We start from the raw sequence: 14659 nt of genomic DNA on the forward strand, positions 1-14659 counted from the left end.
CTGCCGCTCCTGCTCGTTGATTGGCCGGTCAGGCCTTGCCTGCCTCACCCTGTTCCTCGTCCTCTTCCGGCGGATAGAGGCCTGTCGCGGCGTAGTGCACCATTTCTGCAACATTGGATGCGTGGTCGCCGATGCGTTCGATATTTCGCGCCACGAACAGGATTTGGGCCGCGCTGGAAATGGTGGCGGGATTTTCCATCATGTAGGTCACGACGTTGCGGAAGATGGAATTATAGAACGCATCCACCTTGTCGTCGGCAGCGATGACTTCGCGCGCCAGAACCGGATCGCGTGCGGCGTGAGCGGTCAGCACGTCGTGCACCATTTCTGCGGCTATCTCGCCCATCGCAGGCAGTAATGCGAGCGGTGCGAAGCGTTTGCCCGCCTCAATTTTCTTCACCCGCTTGGCAATGTTCTTCGAATAATCGCCAATCCGTTCGACCATACCAGCGATTTTCATGGCGGCGATGACTTCGCGCAGATCGTCGGCCATCGGCGCGCGCAGCGCGATGATCCGCACCGCCAGTTTGTCCACATCGCTTTCAATGGCGTCGATCTTCTTGTCACGCTTAATGACCTTGCGGGCAAGTTCCTGATCGTCCTTGCTGATGGCTTCCATCGCTTCCTGGATGGAAACTTCGGCGAGTCCGCCCATTTCGGCAATCATGCCGCGCAGACGGGTAATGTCTTCGTCGAAAGCCTTGACTGTATGTTCGGTCATCGAAGCGCTCCTGGCCTGGTTCTAACCGTATCGGCCGGTGATGTAATCCTTGGTGCGCGTTTCCAAGGGGTTGGTAAAGATGTCGGTCGTGCGCCCATATTCCACCATTTTGCCAAGGTGGAAGAACGCCGTGCGCTGGCTCACGCGGGCTGCCTGCTGCATGGAGTGCGTTACGATCACGATAGCATACCGACCATTGAGATCGGCAATCAGTTCCTCGATCTTGGCTGTCGCGATGGGATCGAGCGCGCTGCAGGGTTCGTCCATCAGAATGACTTCGGGGTCTACCGCAATAGCGCGCGCAATGCACAATCGCTGCTGCTGACCGCCGGAAAGCGCAGTGCCGCTATCCTCCAGTCGATCCTTGACTTCTTCCCACAGTCCGGCCCGTCGGAGCGAGCGTTCGACCACTTCGTCCAGCTCCGTCTTGCCTTCAGCAAGCCCGTGGATGCGGGGGCCGTACGCGATGTTATCGTAGATGGACTTGGGAAACGGATTGGGTTTCTGGAACACCATGCCCACCCGTGCGCGCAGGTGCACCACGTCCATTTTGGATCGGTAGATATCCTCGCCGTCCAGTTCGATCGTGCCTTCGACGCGCGCAGTCGGGATGGTGTCGTTCATCCGGTTCAACGAACGCAGGAAGGTAGATTTTCCGCAACCCGACGGCCCGATGAAGGCGGTGACGTATTCGGTCGGGATATCGATCGACACCTCGTCGATAGCCTTTTTGTCGCCATAGAAGACAGACACGTCGCGCGCGCTCATCTTGGCTTCGGTCGGGTTCAGATTGGGGTGGATCAGGGTCACCAGCTTTTCTCGAACTTGTTGCGCAGATAGATGGCGAGGCCGTTCATCAGGAGGAGAAACAGCAGGAGCACGATGATAGCAGCACTGGTGCGTTCCACGAAACCGCGATCGATTTCATCGGACCAGAGGAAGATTTGCACCGGCAGGACAGTGGCGGGCGAGGTGAAGCCATCGGGCGGAGTGGCGACGAATGCGCGCATCCCGATCATAAGGAGCGGCGCCGTCTCGCCAAGCGCACGCGCCATGCCAATGATTGTCCCGGTAAGGATGCCTGGGAGCGCCAACGGCAGCACGTGGTGGAACACGACCTGCACCGGCGACGCACCCACGGCCAGCGCGCCGTCGCGGATGGACGGCGGTACGGCCTTGATCGCATTGCGCCCGGAAATCACGATTACCGGCATCGTCATCAGCGCCAGCGTCATGCCGCCGATCAAAGGTGCGGACCGAAGGTTGGGAAACAGCCAGAGAAACACCGCCAGCCCCAACAGCCCGAAAATGATGGACGGCACTGCTGCAAGATTGTTGATCGACACCTCGATCAGGTCGGTCCAGCGATTCTTCGGCGCGTATTCTTCCAGATAGAGCGCGGCCAGCACGCCAATGGGAAACGCCAGCACCAACGTGACAAGCATGGTCAGCATCGAGCCTTTCAGCGCGCCCCATATGCCCACCTGTTGCGGGTTCGTGGCATCTGCGCGTGACAGGAACCCTTCGTCGAAATTCGAGGACAGTTGACCATCTGCCGATAGCTGCTCCGCCATGGCACGGCTTTCCGCGCTCCCTTCGCCATTCAGTCCGGAGGCAAGATCGGATGAAGCGGGAAGGTTGAATACGGTATCACGGCGCAGCAGCGACGGGTCCACAATTATGGCATCGGCGACATCGCGCCACGCCTGCGGCGAGACTTCTGCCGCGGCCTCTTCCCCCAATGCCTCGATCGCGTAATATTCTACGACGCCGGGCAATCCTTGTGCTTCCAGCAATTGCACTGCGCCGGACTCCTGCAGATCGGCGGGGGTAGCCGAAAGGCCCGCCTCCGATAGTGCAATGGGTACAGTGAGTTCGGCGCGCTGGAAGCCCCCAACGCCGTTCACCGTCATTGTGAACAGCAGCACGGCCAGCACAGCCATCGAAAATATGATTGCGGATAGCCCGAGCAGCCGAAACCGCTTTTCCGAGGCATAACGTTTCTTCAGCCGCGCCTCGAACGCTTCGCGCCTGTCGGGGCGCGGCTCGGACTGCTCGCCGGTCGGGACTGCTGCGTTACTCATAGGTTTCGCGGAACCTCTTCACTACGCGCAGGGCGACGAAGTTCAGCCCCAGCGTCACCAGGAACAGCACGAAGCCCAATGCAAACGCGCTTAGCGTGGCCGGATGGTCAAAGCTGCCTTCGCCCGTCAGCATGGCCACGATCTGCACCGTCACGGTGGTCATCGATTCCAGCGGATTGGCGGATAAGTTTGCGGCAGTGGAGGCGGCCATGACCACGATCATGGTTTCCCCGATCGCACGGCTGATGGCGAGCATCACGCCAGCGACGATTCCGGGAAGGGCGGCGGGGATAAGCACCCGCTTGATGGTTTCGGACTGGGTCGCGCCCATGGCCAGGCTACCATCGCGCATGGCGGCGGGGACAGCGGCGATACTGTCATCGGCCATGGAAGAGACGAATGGAATGATCATGACGCCCATAACCAAGCCGGCAGCAAGCGCACTTTCACTCGACGCGCTGGAAAACCCGATCGACAGAGCCACGTCACGAATGAATGGCGCCACCGTCAGCGCGGCGAAATAGCCATAGACCACTGTGGGTACGCCAGCGAGTATCTCCAGGGCGGGTTTCACCCAACTACGTATGCGCGGGTGGGCGTATTGGGTGAGGTAGATGGCGCTCATCAAACCCAGCGGGATCGCCACGATCATGGCTATGATCGCACCAATGAAGATCGTGCCCCAGAACAGCGGTATCGCGCCGTAACGGCTCGCATCGGGATTGTCCGGATTGGCCATCGGGTCAGGCCCCCAATGGGTGCCGAACAGGAAGTCGATGGGACTGACCATGCCGAAGAACCGGATGGTCTCGAACACCAGCGACACCACGATGCCCAACGTAGTGAGGATCGCCACCAGCGACGCCAGCAACAGGATCGTCATCACCGCCCGCTCGACCCGGGTGCGGGCGGTAAAGTCCGGTCTCAGGCGCAGGAATGCTATCATCCCGGACAACAGCCCGATGGCAAGGGTGACGGCGATGCCGATGAAATTGTAGCGCGCGAAGGCATCGCGGAACGGATCGACCAGCGCGCGGGCGGTATCGTTGAACACCGCCTGCGCATCACCATTGGCGACCGCGCGGGCTTCGTTAAGGATGGCGTCGCGCTTGAAGCCGAATGCAGGCAGCTCCGCCGCCGCCGGACTGGCCAGCACCGACTGGTTCACAAGGTTGGGCGCAACGACGCTCCAGATCGCGATGAATGCTAGCACCGGTACAGCGATCCACAATGCCACATACCAGGCGTGATAATTCGGCAGGGCGGCGATCCGGCCGCCATTCGTATCGCGCTTGAAAGTCCAGGCGCGGGCGCGCGCCGCCAGCCATCCGGCAAGACCAAGCCCCAGGGCGAGGAGAAGCAGGATGACCGGCGACATCGCGTGGGTTACTTCAGTTCGCTACCGTCGATGGTCGTGTAGTCGGTGGCAGCTTTCATGTTGGCGGCCATGACATCGTCCGGCGAGGCGACAAGACCGATCTTGGCAAGCGGGCCATCCTTGACCCAGCTCTTGGTCCATTCAGCAAGATATTCGGCCAAGCCTGGAATCGCGCCAATGTGTGACTTCTTGACATAGACATACAGCGGACGCGCGCCGGGATAGGCGAAGGTCGAGATGTTTTCGTATGTCGGATCAACCCCGTTCATGGGCAGCCCCTGAACCTTGTCGGCATTTTCCTCAAGGTAGGAATAGCCAAAAACACCCACAGCCTTGTCGTTATTCTCTATTTTCTGGACGATCAGGTTATCCTGCTCGCCCTGATCGACATAAGCGCCGTCGCTGCGGACTTCGGTGCAGAGCTGGTCGTAACGATCTTCGTCCTCGGCCTTGATGGTTTCCATCGACGCTTCGGCTTCGCATCCTGCTTCCAAGACCAGTTCCTTCAGCGCATCGCGCGTGCCCGATGTTGATGGCGGGCCGTATACCAGGATCTTTTCCGCCGGCAGGCTTGGATCGACGTCCGACCACAGCGTCGCGGTCTGCTCTTCGCCATAGGGGCGGGCGGCCAGTGCGCGATAGACGATTTCCGGTGTCAGGTTCATCGTGATGCCGCCCTTGGCCGATGCAAACGCAATCCCGTCGAGGCCGACTTGAAGTTCGATAACGTCGTTAACGCCGTTTTCCTGACAGGTGGCGAACTCGCTCGCCTTCATACGGCGCGACGCGTTGGCCATGTCGGGCGTGCTGGGGCCTTCGCCCGCGCAGAACAGCTTCATGCCGCCGCCGGTGCCGGTCGATTCGATGATTGGGGATTTGACGTCGGGGTTCGAACGCGCGAGCGATTCGGCGACGGCTTTTGCAAACGGGTAAACGGTGGAGGAACCCACGGCGCGGACCGAATCGCGGCTGCCGCCATTGGTGCTGGAACCGTCACCGCATGCGGCAAGAGTGAGAGCGGATGCCGCGCACAGCGTGGCGGCCAGTCTGGTAGTGAATTTCATCGGATGGATTCCCTTGTTTGCCCGGTCGGGCGTGATGATGGGCGCTGGCAGACAGATGTTACAACCCCGCGACACTGCTGCCGTGAACTGGTGTCTGAGGGGTGCGAGTGCCGGGGCGCATTCCGGCCTGAAGGGTACGGGCGTTGTCGCCCTAGCCGAAATGCGCCCCGAACCCAAAGAATTGAGGAAGGTTCTCAACTGACGATCAGAAGTCGACCTGAGCGCGAAGGCCCAGTGTGTTGACCGTATAATCCCGATCGCCATTCGCAGCCGGGATGACAGCGTCGTCATAGGCCAGCGATGCGTAGTCGATCATGAAACGCGTATAAGCGGTCGGCGACCAGATCATCGATGCCAGATAACCGTTTTGCTTGCCACCTACGATACCTGCATCGTTGAGGTCGAGGTAATCGTAACGCAGGTTCAGCTGGATGGCCCCGATCCCGCCGTCGCCAACCGGGTTTGCTGGCTTGATGCGGTCGAACTTCCCGCTTTTGTATCCGCGACTGTCGCCGCCGGTCAGGAAGTACCCGACTTCCGCATAGCCGCCGAAGAAGCCGGGATCGTTGTTGAGATCGGGGCGGTCGACATTCTGCCAGAAGGCCTCGCCGGTGACGTGGAAAGGTCCAGCGATAGCGGCCGCTTCCAGACCGTAGCCGGTGGCATTGGTGCCCTCGAAGGTTCCGGTGTTGAGGAAGCGGGTGGAAGTGAAGTGCTTGGCCGGACGCTGGCGATAGCGGACCGAGGAATTGGCTTCGTCGAAGTCGGTGTAGTGGACGGATGCGCCCAGGTGCAGCTGCGCTTCGCCGAATTTTGGCATGAGCACTACGCGCGCATCGGCGCCAACCTGCTTGTTCGGCAGGTCGGTAATGTTGTCTGTGAAGACACCGCCTTGCAGCAGCAGGTCGCCCGTTTTCACTTCGCCGGATACGCCGACCTTACGCTGGAAACCGAACGCATCCGTAAACGCAGCGCGTTCCAGAAACGAAATGCTGAGGCTGGAAGTAAGTTCTTCCAGACCCTGAAAATTGTTGTGCTGGCCCACAGTGACGCCGAAGTTATCGGTGTCGTAAGTGATGATGGCGTCGGTCAGCTCCGCGCCGTCGGTGACGTCGACTTCCACCTTGTAACCGAAACCACCGGTCAGATCGCCCTGAACGCCTACGCGGATGCGGCGTGCTTCATTGCCGAAGCCGTCATCGACGCCGGTCGAATCGGGCGCCGAAATGGAGCCTGCATCATACTGCAGACGACCGCGCGGTTTGAAAGTGACACCGCCAGGTCCGGAAATGACCGGGGCACCCTTCCAGGCCGATACCGTACCGACACCGCCCTCATTGGCAGTCTTGGCGGATGCGATCTCAACACCGGCTGCGGTAATGGCCGCCTCGTTCGCTTCGTCCTTGGCCACCAGTTCGGCTTCGGTCGATGCGAGTTCGGCCTGCAAAACATCGATCCGCTGCGCCATCGCCTGCATCTGCGCGCGCATCTCAGCCAGTTCCTGCTGAATGGCAGCATCACCGGCATCCTGCGCGAAAGCGGGTGTCGCCCACAAACAGACTGCGCCCAATGCGGCGGTGCGATAAAGCGAGATACGAGACATAAAACAAAATCCTTCGGTACGGTCCGTGGTCATGACCTGATCGCCATGTTGACCGTGCACCTAGGGATGCTGTGTGACAGTTTTTTTACAACTATATGACCTTCTTGCAGCTATATGACATCGGCGGATGGGATTAGTCTGATTTAAAGAGGTCCGGCACTATCGCTGGGCAGACTTTCAACCGTTCGATGCAGCAGTCGGCAGTTTGATCAACACTTCGGTGCCCACACCTACCTCCGACCGGATCTCCATGTGACCGCAATGCCGCTCGATGACGTGCTTGACGATCGCGAGACCTAATCCCGTCCCGCCCGATGCGCGGCTGCGACCGGGATCGGTGCGGTAGAACCGGCGGGTCAGATGCGGGATGTGTTCCGCCGGAATGCCCGGACCGCGATCCTTCACAGTGAGCATCGCCATATCGCGCTGACCACGTGTTAGCGACACGGTGACCGGCTGTTCGGAGTCCCCATATTTAAGCGCATTATCAACCAGGTTCCGCAACAACTGTTCTATCTGCTGGCTATCGCCGAGAGCTTCGATATGCGGCGCAATGTGTAGGTCGAGCCTTCCAGAACGCTGCGGTCCGGCCCCGTCGCGTGCGCCGCGTTCGACAATTTCCGACAGATTGATCGGTGCGCGGGGCTGATCGTGCTTCTCCGCCTCGACGCGCGATAGCGACATAAGATCCTCGACGAGCGCACTCATCCGCCGTGCCTCACGAGTAATGGTATCGAGGAACCTTGCGCGCTTTTCTTCCGGCACACCGTCTTCGGACAGGGTTTCGGCGTATCCGATGATACTGGCGAGCGGGGTACGCAATTCGTGGCTGGCATTGGCCACAAAATCCGTATGCGCGCGGCCAATATCGGCTTCCGGCGTGCGATTGACCAGTTCCAGCACGGTCAGCGATCCGTTTACGCGCTGACGGTTGATCTGCCAGATATCGCGCCGACGGATCAATCCGCGTACGGTGGCCTGTTCCTTCGTCCCTTCGATCAGTGCGATGGCATCGGGGTGGCGCAGGGCGATGCGGATATCCTGCCCCACGAGATGGTCGCCCAGCAATTCGCGGGCAAGGATATTGACCTCGACCACGCGGTCCCCATCCGCCACGAGCAACGGGAGCGAGGAGTGCTCCATAAGCTTGGTCAGGTTTTCGCGGGAAATCGTGTCGGAGGATGCAGGCGGTTCCAGCTTCGGTTCAGCCTGATAATGCAGCAGCAGCGATGCGAGCCACAACAGCAGCAGCACAGCGACCACCAGCCACGACACACCCAGTACGAGCAGGCCGACACACCCGGAAACCGCAATTGCCATGCTCGGCCAAGGGAGGGCGCTGTTGCGATCCATCCGCAGCCGCTTACCGCGCACGCTCTCGCCGGGCCAGCCCAAAGACAGACGACTTCGACGATGTTTGCAAATGGGAGGTGAAATACGCCACCGTGGTGACCCCTACGGGAATCGAACCCGTGTTTCAGCCGTGAAAGGGCCGCGTCCTAACCGCTAGACGAAGGGGCCAGTCCCCTTCGGGGGCCGGTGGTGTGGCGCGCATCTAGGCAGCATAGACGAAGCGGTCAAGCCTTGCGTTCGCGCCTTTTTCGCTTCGGTCGCTACAACCCGGTCCATCAATCCGCAAAAGCCGCGTCTTCAAGATGCAATTCCGCCTGCGGTGTGCTGGCCCAGTCGTCGATCTTGGCGCGGCCGGCCAGCCAGAACCGGCGTCCACGCGATCCGTGCAGCAGGGCCTGGCCCATCGGACTTTCGGCAGCGCGGAAAGCGATCGCTTTGAAACTACGCCCGTCCTCTCCGCTGGCGATAATACGCACATGGTCGGTCCCGACAGTATCCGCCTTGACCAGCCGCACCGGCCCGACGGCGATGCGCGGGGCGGGCCACCCGACCCCGAAAGGTCCGGCACCGTCCATCGAAGTGACAAGATCCGACGTCAGCCCGCCCGGCGCCAGCGCAAGGTCGAGCGTAAATTGCTGAGAGGCATTTGCCTTCGCCACCGCACTGCCCAATCGCTCGTCGAGCCAATCGGCCAGTGCGTCCAACTCGCCTGCCTTCACGGTCATTCCGGCGGCCATTGCGTGACCGCCACCCGCCATCAGGAAGCCAGCCTCGCGCGCAGCGATAATAGCTGCGCCGAGGTCCACGCCGGTGATGGATCGGCCCGAACCCTTGCCTGTACCTGTGTCCGGATCGATCGCGATGACCAGCGACGGTTTCCCGGTCTTTTCCTTGATTCGGCCCGCGACAATACCGATCACACCGGGATGCCAACCGCGCCCGGACAGAACGATGACCGCGCGGTTGTGCTGCGCCGCCAACTGCGCCTCGGCCTGCTCCTGCACTGCCGCCTCGATGGCCCGGCGTTCTTCGTTCAGTTGCGAAAGCTGGGCCGAAATGGCCTGCGCTTCTTCCTGATCGAGAGTGGTCAGAAGCCGGACACCCAAGGTCGATTCGCCAACCCGTCCGCCGGCATTGATACGTGGGCCAAGCGCAAAGCCGAGGTCGCTGCAGATCGGCGCGCGTTTCAACCGACTGGCATCGATCAATGCGCTCATCCCGGTGTTGTCCCGCTTCGCCATCACCTTCAGACCTTGCGCAACCAGCGCACGGTTCAGCCCGTGCAAGGCGGCTACATCGGCAACCGTGCCCAGTGCCACGAGGTCGAGCAGCCCGAACAGGTCGGGCTCCTTGCGATCCTTGAAGAAATTGCGCGTGCGCAGCGTCCGAACCAGCGCAACGGCGAGGATGAACGCCACGCCCACCGCGGCCAGATGCCCATGCGCCGCACCTTCGTCGCTTTCGTCCAGCCGGTTGGGGTTCACCATCGCGGCGGCGCGGGGTAGTTCGGCCGAACATTTATGGTGGTCCACCACGATCACATCGACCCCGGCATCATGCGCCATCCCCAGGGCCTGATGCGCCATGGCACCGCAATCCACGGTGACGATCAGGCTGGAGCCTTCGCCGGCCAGCTTGACCAGTGCCTCGCCGCTGGGGCCGTAACCCTCCAGCAAACGGTCGGGAATGTAGTATTGTGCATCATGCCCGAGCATCCGCAGCAGCCGGATGACCAGCGCCGCGCTGGTTGCGCCGTCCACGTCGTAATCGCCGTAGACCGTAATACTCTCGCCGCCGATGATCGCCTGCGCGATGCGGTCCGCCGCCACATCCATGTCCTGAAACACAGATGGATTGGGCAGGAATCCGCGCAGGGTTGGATCGCGATGCCGCTCCACATCATCCCGCTCCACGCCGCGCGAGACGAGAAGCTGGGTCACGATATCGTCGAGTTGCCCTTCGGTCTGTCCGCCGCGTAAATCCATATTGCCGCCGCGCCAATGCCAAGCCTTGCCGGACAGCGAGTTGTCGACCCCGAATACGCAAGCGCGTGCCGATGTACGAGCGGACGTGTCGGTTCCGGATGGCTGCCTGGTGGTGGTCATACCCTTGCCTAACCGAGCCACCGCCTGTCGGAAAGCCCGGAGCAGTTGACTTTCGACAGTGTGAGCAGACAATCCCTGGTAATGGAAAGTGCGCAGCCTCCTCTGGAATCCAACCTATTGATCGCGTGGCATAGCCGGACGGGCGCCAGCGAACAGCTTGCCACTGCGGCCGCAAAGGGGGCTGGCTCCAGCGCGCGGTTGTTGCGCTGCGATGATGTTGCTCCGCCGGACCTGCTGACGGCGTCGGCCTGCCTGTTTGTCTGCCCGGAAAATCTCGCCACGATGAGCGGCTTGATGAAAGAGATGTTCGACAGGTGTTACTACCCCGTCCTCGGCAAGATCGAAGGGTGCGCCTATGCAACGATAATTGCGGCCGGATCGGACGGAGAGGGCGCACAGCGCCAGATCGACCGAATTGCAAAAGGCTTGCGTCTGAAACGTGTGGCTGACCCCATTATCATATGCACCAACGCGCAGACGCAGGAAGATATAATGCGCGTGAAAACGCTGAAGGAAAGCGAGAAGCGGCAAGCCTATAATTTGGGGCAAGCCATCGCTGAAGGAATTGCGCTGGGTGTATTCTAAAAGACTGGTCCGAATTGGAGCAGTTACCATTTGTAGGACTCGACGCGCAGGCCAATTCGCGGCACATATTCGGCCAGCAACATGCGGTCCGCCAAACTGACGGGTCATGAGCCAAACCAGGCAAAACTCCGCGCATCATCAGTTTGTCGAAGGAACCGAACGATCGTCACGCGGGGTATGACTGCACGAACGAAGCCTGCCACCGGGCTGTTGCTGCTGTTCGCGTCGGGCACCCGCCCGAACGTCGAAGCCTTTCAATCCGCCCTTTCCGAAGCATCGCCGGTTTCGATCAGTCACCGCCCTGACGGCGAAAATTGGCTGGAGCTGTTAATCGACGGGATGACCTTCGATTGCACAGGTCTTTCACCTGGTAAGGGGGCTGCTGCCCCGTATTTCCGAAATATCGTGGCGCTCAGCAAACCGGACGAAGGGCCTTTCGAGGCGATCCAGTTGGCCGCGAGCGAACATCTGGCGGCAGGTGCCAGCAGTCTTCCGGTCATGCGCGGATTGGCTGCGGTTGGGTTGCATTTGGCAGAAAAATTTGCCCCGGTCGCGATTGGGTGGCCTCCCGCGAGCGCGCAGATTGCAACCGGCGTTTTTCGGCACATCGTTTCCGGCTGGCTGGACGGTGGGCCATTTCCGGCACCTGGCCTGATAGCGTTTTCGCGAAACTCTGCCGGGGAGATGGAGTCCGAAGGCTTGTCCTATTTTACTGGTCAGGAACTGCATCTGTCGGCCGACCTGGTTGCGGATCAGGGATCGGCCATGCGGATTGGCACCCGGTTGGTGAACGAACTGGTGGGTCACGCCCCATTGTCCAGCAGTCTCAAGGCGACCGGCACTGACGGGCGTACGATCTGGATGGAACCGTCTGTCGATGGCAAGCGTATTATGGTGACGGGCCACACGGATTAAGCAGCATTATTTCGGCAGCTTCCATAATAAACCTTCCAATACTTCCAGCGCTATCGGCTGGTACCACCGGACGCGAGCGTGGCGCGAACCGAACCTGCATTCGCTTCCGCTCCGTCAACATGCGTGGCAGCGATGGGTACGATCCAGCGATGCAACGCCATCATCTCGTTCCGTTACAAGTGATGCGGCACATTCATTTTAAAGACTTGTTCGAAAAATTGCAGATAACCCGCTGCAAATTCGACGATTTTCGCCTGAACGGGCTACTGCTTCCCGCCCAGGAAAGCGCCGCGCGGCGCACAGGACTGCCCATGCACCGCGGCCCGCACCGCCACTACAACGAAATGGTCATGCAACGTGTCGGACAAATCGACTCCGGGTTTCAGCGCACCCGCCGGCGGTTTCCCAATATCGCCGGCGACAGTGCACTGATGCGATTGCAGCTGCTTGCACGCGCATTACGCCGCCGGTTGTCGGAACAAGGTCGCTCGCCGATCACCTTGAACAGCTACGATCCGATCGGCGCGGCTCAAGACTTTACCAATCTCGATTCGCTGGCAGACAATTTATGGACTGCGAGCGAAACCGCAGTCTGACTGGTTCACGGGCAAATCGGACCGAACAATTTAGCCAAGTTTGGCCATAAGATCGTCCTTAGCCGAGTTGTACTCCGCTTCCAGCCGGTCGACCCGATCGGCCACGGTTTCTACCGCTTTGACCGCTCCGACGCCTTGACCGGAACCCCAGATGTCCTTCCACGCCTTGGCCTTGGAATTGCCGCCGCTACCGAAATTCATCTTGCTGGGATCGCTGGTCGGCAAGTCGTCGGGGTTAAGCCCGGCCTTTTCGATGGAGCTGCGCAGGTAATTACCGTGCACGCCAGTGAAAAGGTTGGTGTAGACGATACCGTCCGCATCCCCGTCGACGATGCCCTGCTTGTAGGCAGCGTCCGCATTCGCCTCTTCGGTCGCGATGAAGGCGCTGCCGATATAGCCGAAATCCGCGCCCAGCGCCTGCGCCGCCAGTACCGAGCGGCCGTGCGCGATAGAGCCCGACAGCGCGATCAGGCCGTCGAACCAGTCGCGAATTTCCTGCATCAGTGCGAAGGGGGACTGTGTACCAGCATGGCCGCCTGCGCCCGCCGCCACGGGAATAAGGCCAGTCGCGCCCTTATCGATAGCCTTGTTGGCGAAGCGATTGTTGATGACATCATGCATGGTGATGCCGCCCCAGTTCTTGACCGCAGCAAAGATATCTTCCCGCGCGCCGAGCGAGGTGATGACAAGCGGTACCTGCCATTTTTCGCAAACCTGCATATCTTCTTCGAGGCGCTGGTTCGATTTGTGAACGATCTGATTGACCGCAAACGGCGCTGCCGGGCGGTCCGGATTGTCCCGGTTGTGCGCCGCGAGTTCTTCCGTAATCCGGTGCAGCCATTCGTCCAGCACGCCGGAAGGGCGGGCATTCAGTGCGGGAAAGCTGCCGACGATGCCGGCCTTGCACTGTGCGATAACCAGCTCCGGCCCTGATACGATAAACAATGGAGAGCCGATGACGGGCAGGCGCAGACGGTCGAACGGTGCGGGAAGGGGCATGCAGGTTCCTTGCAATAATGGCGTCGATGGATGGGTCCTATGCAAGGCTGGTAGCGCTGTCGAGCGGGTCAGCGGCCTTCCAACAGGTGCTCCAGCCCGTAGATGCGCCCCGCGGTTCCTGCGAACAAAGCGTGCTTTTCATCGGCCGACGCTACGGCAGAGAGGCGCTTGAAGGCATTCCACAGGTTCGCATAGGTCGCGCCCCAGCGGTCGACCGGGTAATTGCTTTCGAACATGGCACGATCCGCGCCGAACGCTTCGATGCAGGTTTCGACATGGGGTTTCCATAATGCGGCCAGCGATTCGGACGAATGACCCGCCGCCGGTCCATCCTCCGGCATTCCGCAAAACGCCATGGCCAGACCGCCGATCTTGACCGATACATTCTCGCATTCGGCCAGGGTCCGAATGTTATCGCGCCATATATCGAACCGGTCGGGCAGGGTACCGCGATAGGAGGCAATGTTCAGCGGTGTTCCGCAGTGATCGAGGATGATCGGCTGGTCGGGAAAGGCGCGCGCCAAGTCGATCACGTCGGGCAGCTGGGGTTCCAGCACCCAGGCATCGAAGGTCAGGCCCCGCTTGCCCAGTTCGGCGAAACCCTTGCGGAATGCGGGGTCGCGTAAAAGCCCTTCGGGAGCGTGGAAGGGCGGGCCGAGCACCTCCGGGTCTGCGTCCCAAGCGGCAGAATGGCGAATGCCGCGAAACCTGCCCGGCGCTGCGGCCGTCAGCGCGTCGAGAACTTTGCCCACCTCGCTCCCCAGCAGCAAATTGGCGTGTCCGACGATGCCCGCACAAGGCCGGGTGGCGCCATACAGCCCGCTCGCGCCCTGCGCCGCAACACCATTCACATATTCGACTTCGCCTACGGGCTTGAGTGCTTCGTCCCTCCCCGCGTCGTAGAATGCACCGCATTCCATGAAGACGGTACCGACGATGTTGTGGCCTGAGGCCAGGTCTGTTTGCAGCTGATCGAACGTGTAATGCGTGGCGCCAGCGATGGCAGCGATGAAGGGATGATGCGGCTGCGGATAGGCGGGCAGCATCGGGCGCAAATCCCACAAATGATGGTGCGGATCGATAATCGGCAGATCGGGTTCGAGAATGGTTTCGGTCATGATGTCGCCCTCCGCCTGCGGCTTGTGTCACGGGCGCGCATATCGTGGCAAGCGCACTGCCCCGTAAACTTACGGCGACGTGCCGCCCGCCATGTCCGGTGTGATGCGTATTGATGCCTAGAGGGGTGCTGGGACCAG

13 protein-coding genes and 1 tRNA gene are annotated in these 14659 nt (G+C 60.7%); 3 read left to right on the forward strand and 11 right to left on the reverse strand.

The window, feature by feature from the left end:
* Positions 1-28: 28 nt before the first annotated feature.
* From phoU to recJ, 9 genes are all read right to left on the reverse strand, one after another.
* The gene (gene phoU, locus HME9302_RS05005; RefSeq protein WP_115366105.1) at positions 29-721 is read right to left on the reverse strand and encodes a phosphate signaling complex protein PhoU; all 693 of its coding nucleotides are present in this window, start codon (positions 719-721) and stop codon (positions 29-31) included.
* Positions 722-742: 21 nt separating this feature from the next.
* Positions 743-1489 (reverse strand): phosphate ABC transporter ATP-binding protein PstB, encoded by a 747-nt coding sequence (pstB, locus tag HME9302_RS05010; protein ID WP_230080033.1) that lies wholly within the window; start codon positions 1487-1489, stop codon positions 743-745.
* Positions 1490-1527: 38 nt separating this feature from the next.
* Positions 1528-2805, reverse strand: coding sequence for a phosphate ABC transporter permease PstA (gene pstA, locus HME9302_RS05015; RefSeq protein WP_115366107.1), 1278 nt, complete (start codon positions 2803-2805; stop codon positions 1528-1530).
* Entirely contained in the window at positions 2798-4183 is a 1386-nt protein-coding gene (gene pstC, locus HME9302_RS05020; RefSeq protein WP_115366108.1) for a phosphate ABC transporter permease subunit PstC, read from the reverse strand. Before pstC ends, pstA begins: the two co-directional genes overlap by 8 nt.
* 8 nt (positions 4184-4191) lie before the next feature.
* The gene (locus HME9302_RS05025; RefSeq protein WP_115366109.1) at positions 4192-5247 is read right to left on the reverse strand and encodes a substrate-binding domain-containing protein; all 1056 of its coding nucleotides are present in this window, start codon (positions 5245-5247) and stop codon (positions 4192-4194) included.
* 205 nt (positions 5248-5452) lie between these two features.
* Positions 5453-6850: an OprO/OprP family phosphate-selective porin gene (locus HME9302_RS05030; protein ID WP_115366110.1), complete on the reverse strand. Its 1398-nt coding sequence runs from the start codon at positions 6848-6850 to the stop codon at positions 5453-5455.
* A 177-nt stretch (positions 6851-7027) separates the two neighbouring features.
* A complete protein-coding gene (locus HME9302_RS05035; RefSeq protein ID WP_115367485.1) occupies positions 7028-8203 on the reverse strand; it encodes a sensor histidine kinase in 1176 nt (391 codons plus the stop codon).
* 93 nt (positions 8204-8296) lie between these two features.
* A tRNA-Glu gene (locus tag HME9302_RS05040) sits at positions 8297-8371 on the reverse strand.
* A gap of 107 nt (positions 8372-8478) precedes the next feature.
* On the reverse strand, positions 8479-10308 hold the full coding sequence (gene recJ / locus HME9302_RS05045) for a single-stranded-DNA-specific exonuclease RecJ (protein ID WP_115366111.1): 1830 nt from the start codon (positions 10306-10308) through the stop codon (positions 8479-8481).
* 81 nt (positions 10309-10389) lie between these two features.
* Between recJ and HME9302_RS05050 the strand changes: the two genes are divergently transcribed.
* The 3 genes from HME9302_RS05050 to HME9302_RS05060 all read left to right on the forward strand — a co-directional run bounded on the left by HME9302_RS05050 (position 10390) and on the right by HME9302_RS05060 (position 12404).
* On the forward strand, positions 10390-10893 hold the full coding sequence (locus tag HME9302_RS05050) for a flavodoxin family protein (RefSeq protein WP_115366112.1): 504 nt from the start codon (positions 10390-10392) through the stop codon (positions 10891-10893).
* A gap of 177 nt (positions 10894-11070) precedes the next feature.
* Positions 11071-11808, forward strand: coding sequence for a hypothetical protein (locus HME9302_RS05055; protein WP_115366113.1), 738 nt, complete (start codon positions 11071-11073; stop codon positions 11806-11808).
* Between the two features lie 119 nt (positions 11809-11927).
* On the forward strand, positions 11928-12404 hold the full coding sequence (locus tag HME9302_RS05060; RefSeq protein WP_115366114.1) for an AHH domain-containing protein: 477 nt from the start codon (positions 11928-11930) through the stop codon (positions 12402-12404).
* A gap of 30 nt (positions 12405-12434) precedes the next feature.
* On the opposite strand, the gene HME9302_RS05065 is transcribed toward HME9302_RS05060, so the two are convergent.
* Both HME9302_RS05065 and HME9302_RS05070 read right to left on the reverse strand, forming a co-directional pair.
* Positions 12435-13403, reverse strand: coding sequence for an NAD(P)H-dependent flavin oxidoreductase (locus tag HME9302_RS05065; RefSeq protein ID WP_115366115.1), 969 nt, complete (start codon positions 13401-13403; stop codon positions 12435-12437).
* A 68-nt stretch (positions 13404-13471) separates the two neighbouring features.
* Positions 13472-14521, reverse strand: coding sequence for an amidohydrolase family protein (locus HME9302_RS05070; RefSeq protein ID WP_115366116.1), 1050 nt, complete (start codon positions 14519-14521; stop codon positions 13472-13474).
* Between the last annotated feature and the right edge of the window lie 138 nt (positions 14522-14659).

The organism is Alteripontixanthobacter maritimus (assembly GCF_003340475.1).
Taxonomy (GTDB): Bacteria; Pseudomonadota; Alphaproteobacteria; order Sphingomonadales; family Sphingomonadaceae; genus Alteripontixanthobacter; species Alteripontixanthobacter maritimus.

Coding starts and splice junctions, on each gene's coding strand:
- phoU (WP_115366105.1), bottom strand. CDS start 721: ATGACCGAACATACAGTCAAGGCTTTCGACGAAGACATTACCCGTCTG.
- pstB (WP_230080033.1), bottom strand. CDS start 1,489: ATGAGCGCGCGCGACGTGTCTGTCTTCTATGGCGACAAAAAGGCTATC.
- pstA (WP_115366107.1), bottom strand. CDS start 2,805: ATGAGTAACGCAGCAGTCCCGACCGGCGAGCAGTCCGAGCCGCGCCCC.
- pstC (WP_115366108.1), bottom strand. CDS start 4,183: ATGTCGCCGGTCATCCTGCTTCTCCTCGCCCTGGGGCTTGGTCTTGCC.
- HME9302_RS05025 (WP_115366109.1), bottom strand. CDS start 5,247: ATGAAATTCACTACCAGACTGGCCGCCACGCTGTGCGCGGCATCCGCT.
- HME9302_RS05030 (WP_115366110.1), bottom strand. CDS start 6,850: ATGTCTCGTATCTCGCTTTATCGCACCGCCGCATTGGGCGCAGTCTGT.
- HME9302_RS05035 (WP_115367485.1), bottom strand. CDS start 8,203: ATGGATCGCAACAGCGCCCTCCCTTGGCCGAGCATGGCAATTGCGGTT.
- recJ (WP_115366111.1), bottom strand. CDS start 10,308: ATGACCACCACCAGGCAGCCATCCGGAACCGACACGTCCGCTCGTACA.
- HME9302_RS05050 (WP_115366112.1), top strand. CDS start 10,390: ATGGAAAGTGCGCAGCCTCCTCTGGAATCCAACCTATTGATCGCGTGG.
- HME9302_RS05055 (WP_115366113.1), top strand. CDS start 11,071: ATGACTGCACGAACGAAGCCTGCCACCGGGCTGTTGCTGCTGTTCGCG.
- HME9302_RS05060 (WP_115366114.1), top strand. CDS start 11,928: ATGCGTGGCAGCGATGGGTACGATCCAGCGATGCAACGCCATCATCTC.
- HME9302_RS05065 (WP_115366115.1), bottom strand. CDS start 13,403: ATGCCCCTTCCCGCACCGTTCGACCGTCTGCGCCTGCCCGTCATCGGC.
- HME9302_RS05070 (WP_115366116.1), bottom strand. CDS start 14,521: ATGACCGAAACCATTCTCGAACCCGATCTGCCGATTATCGATCCGCAC.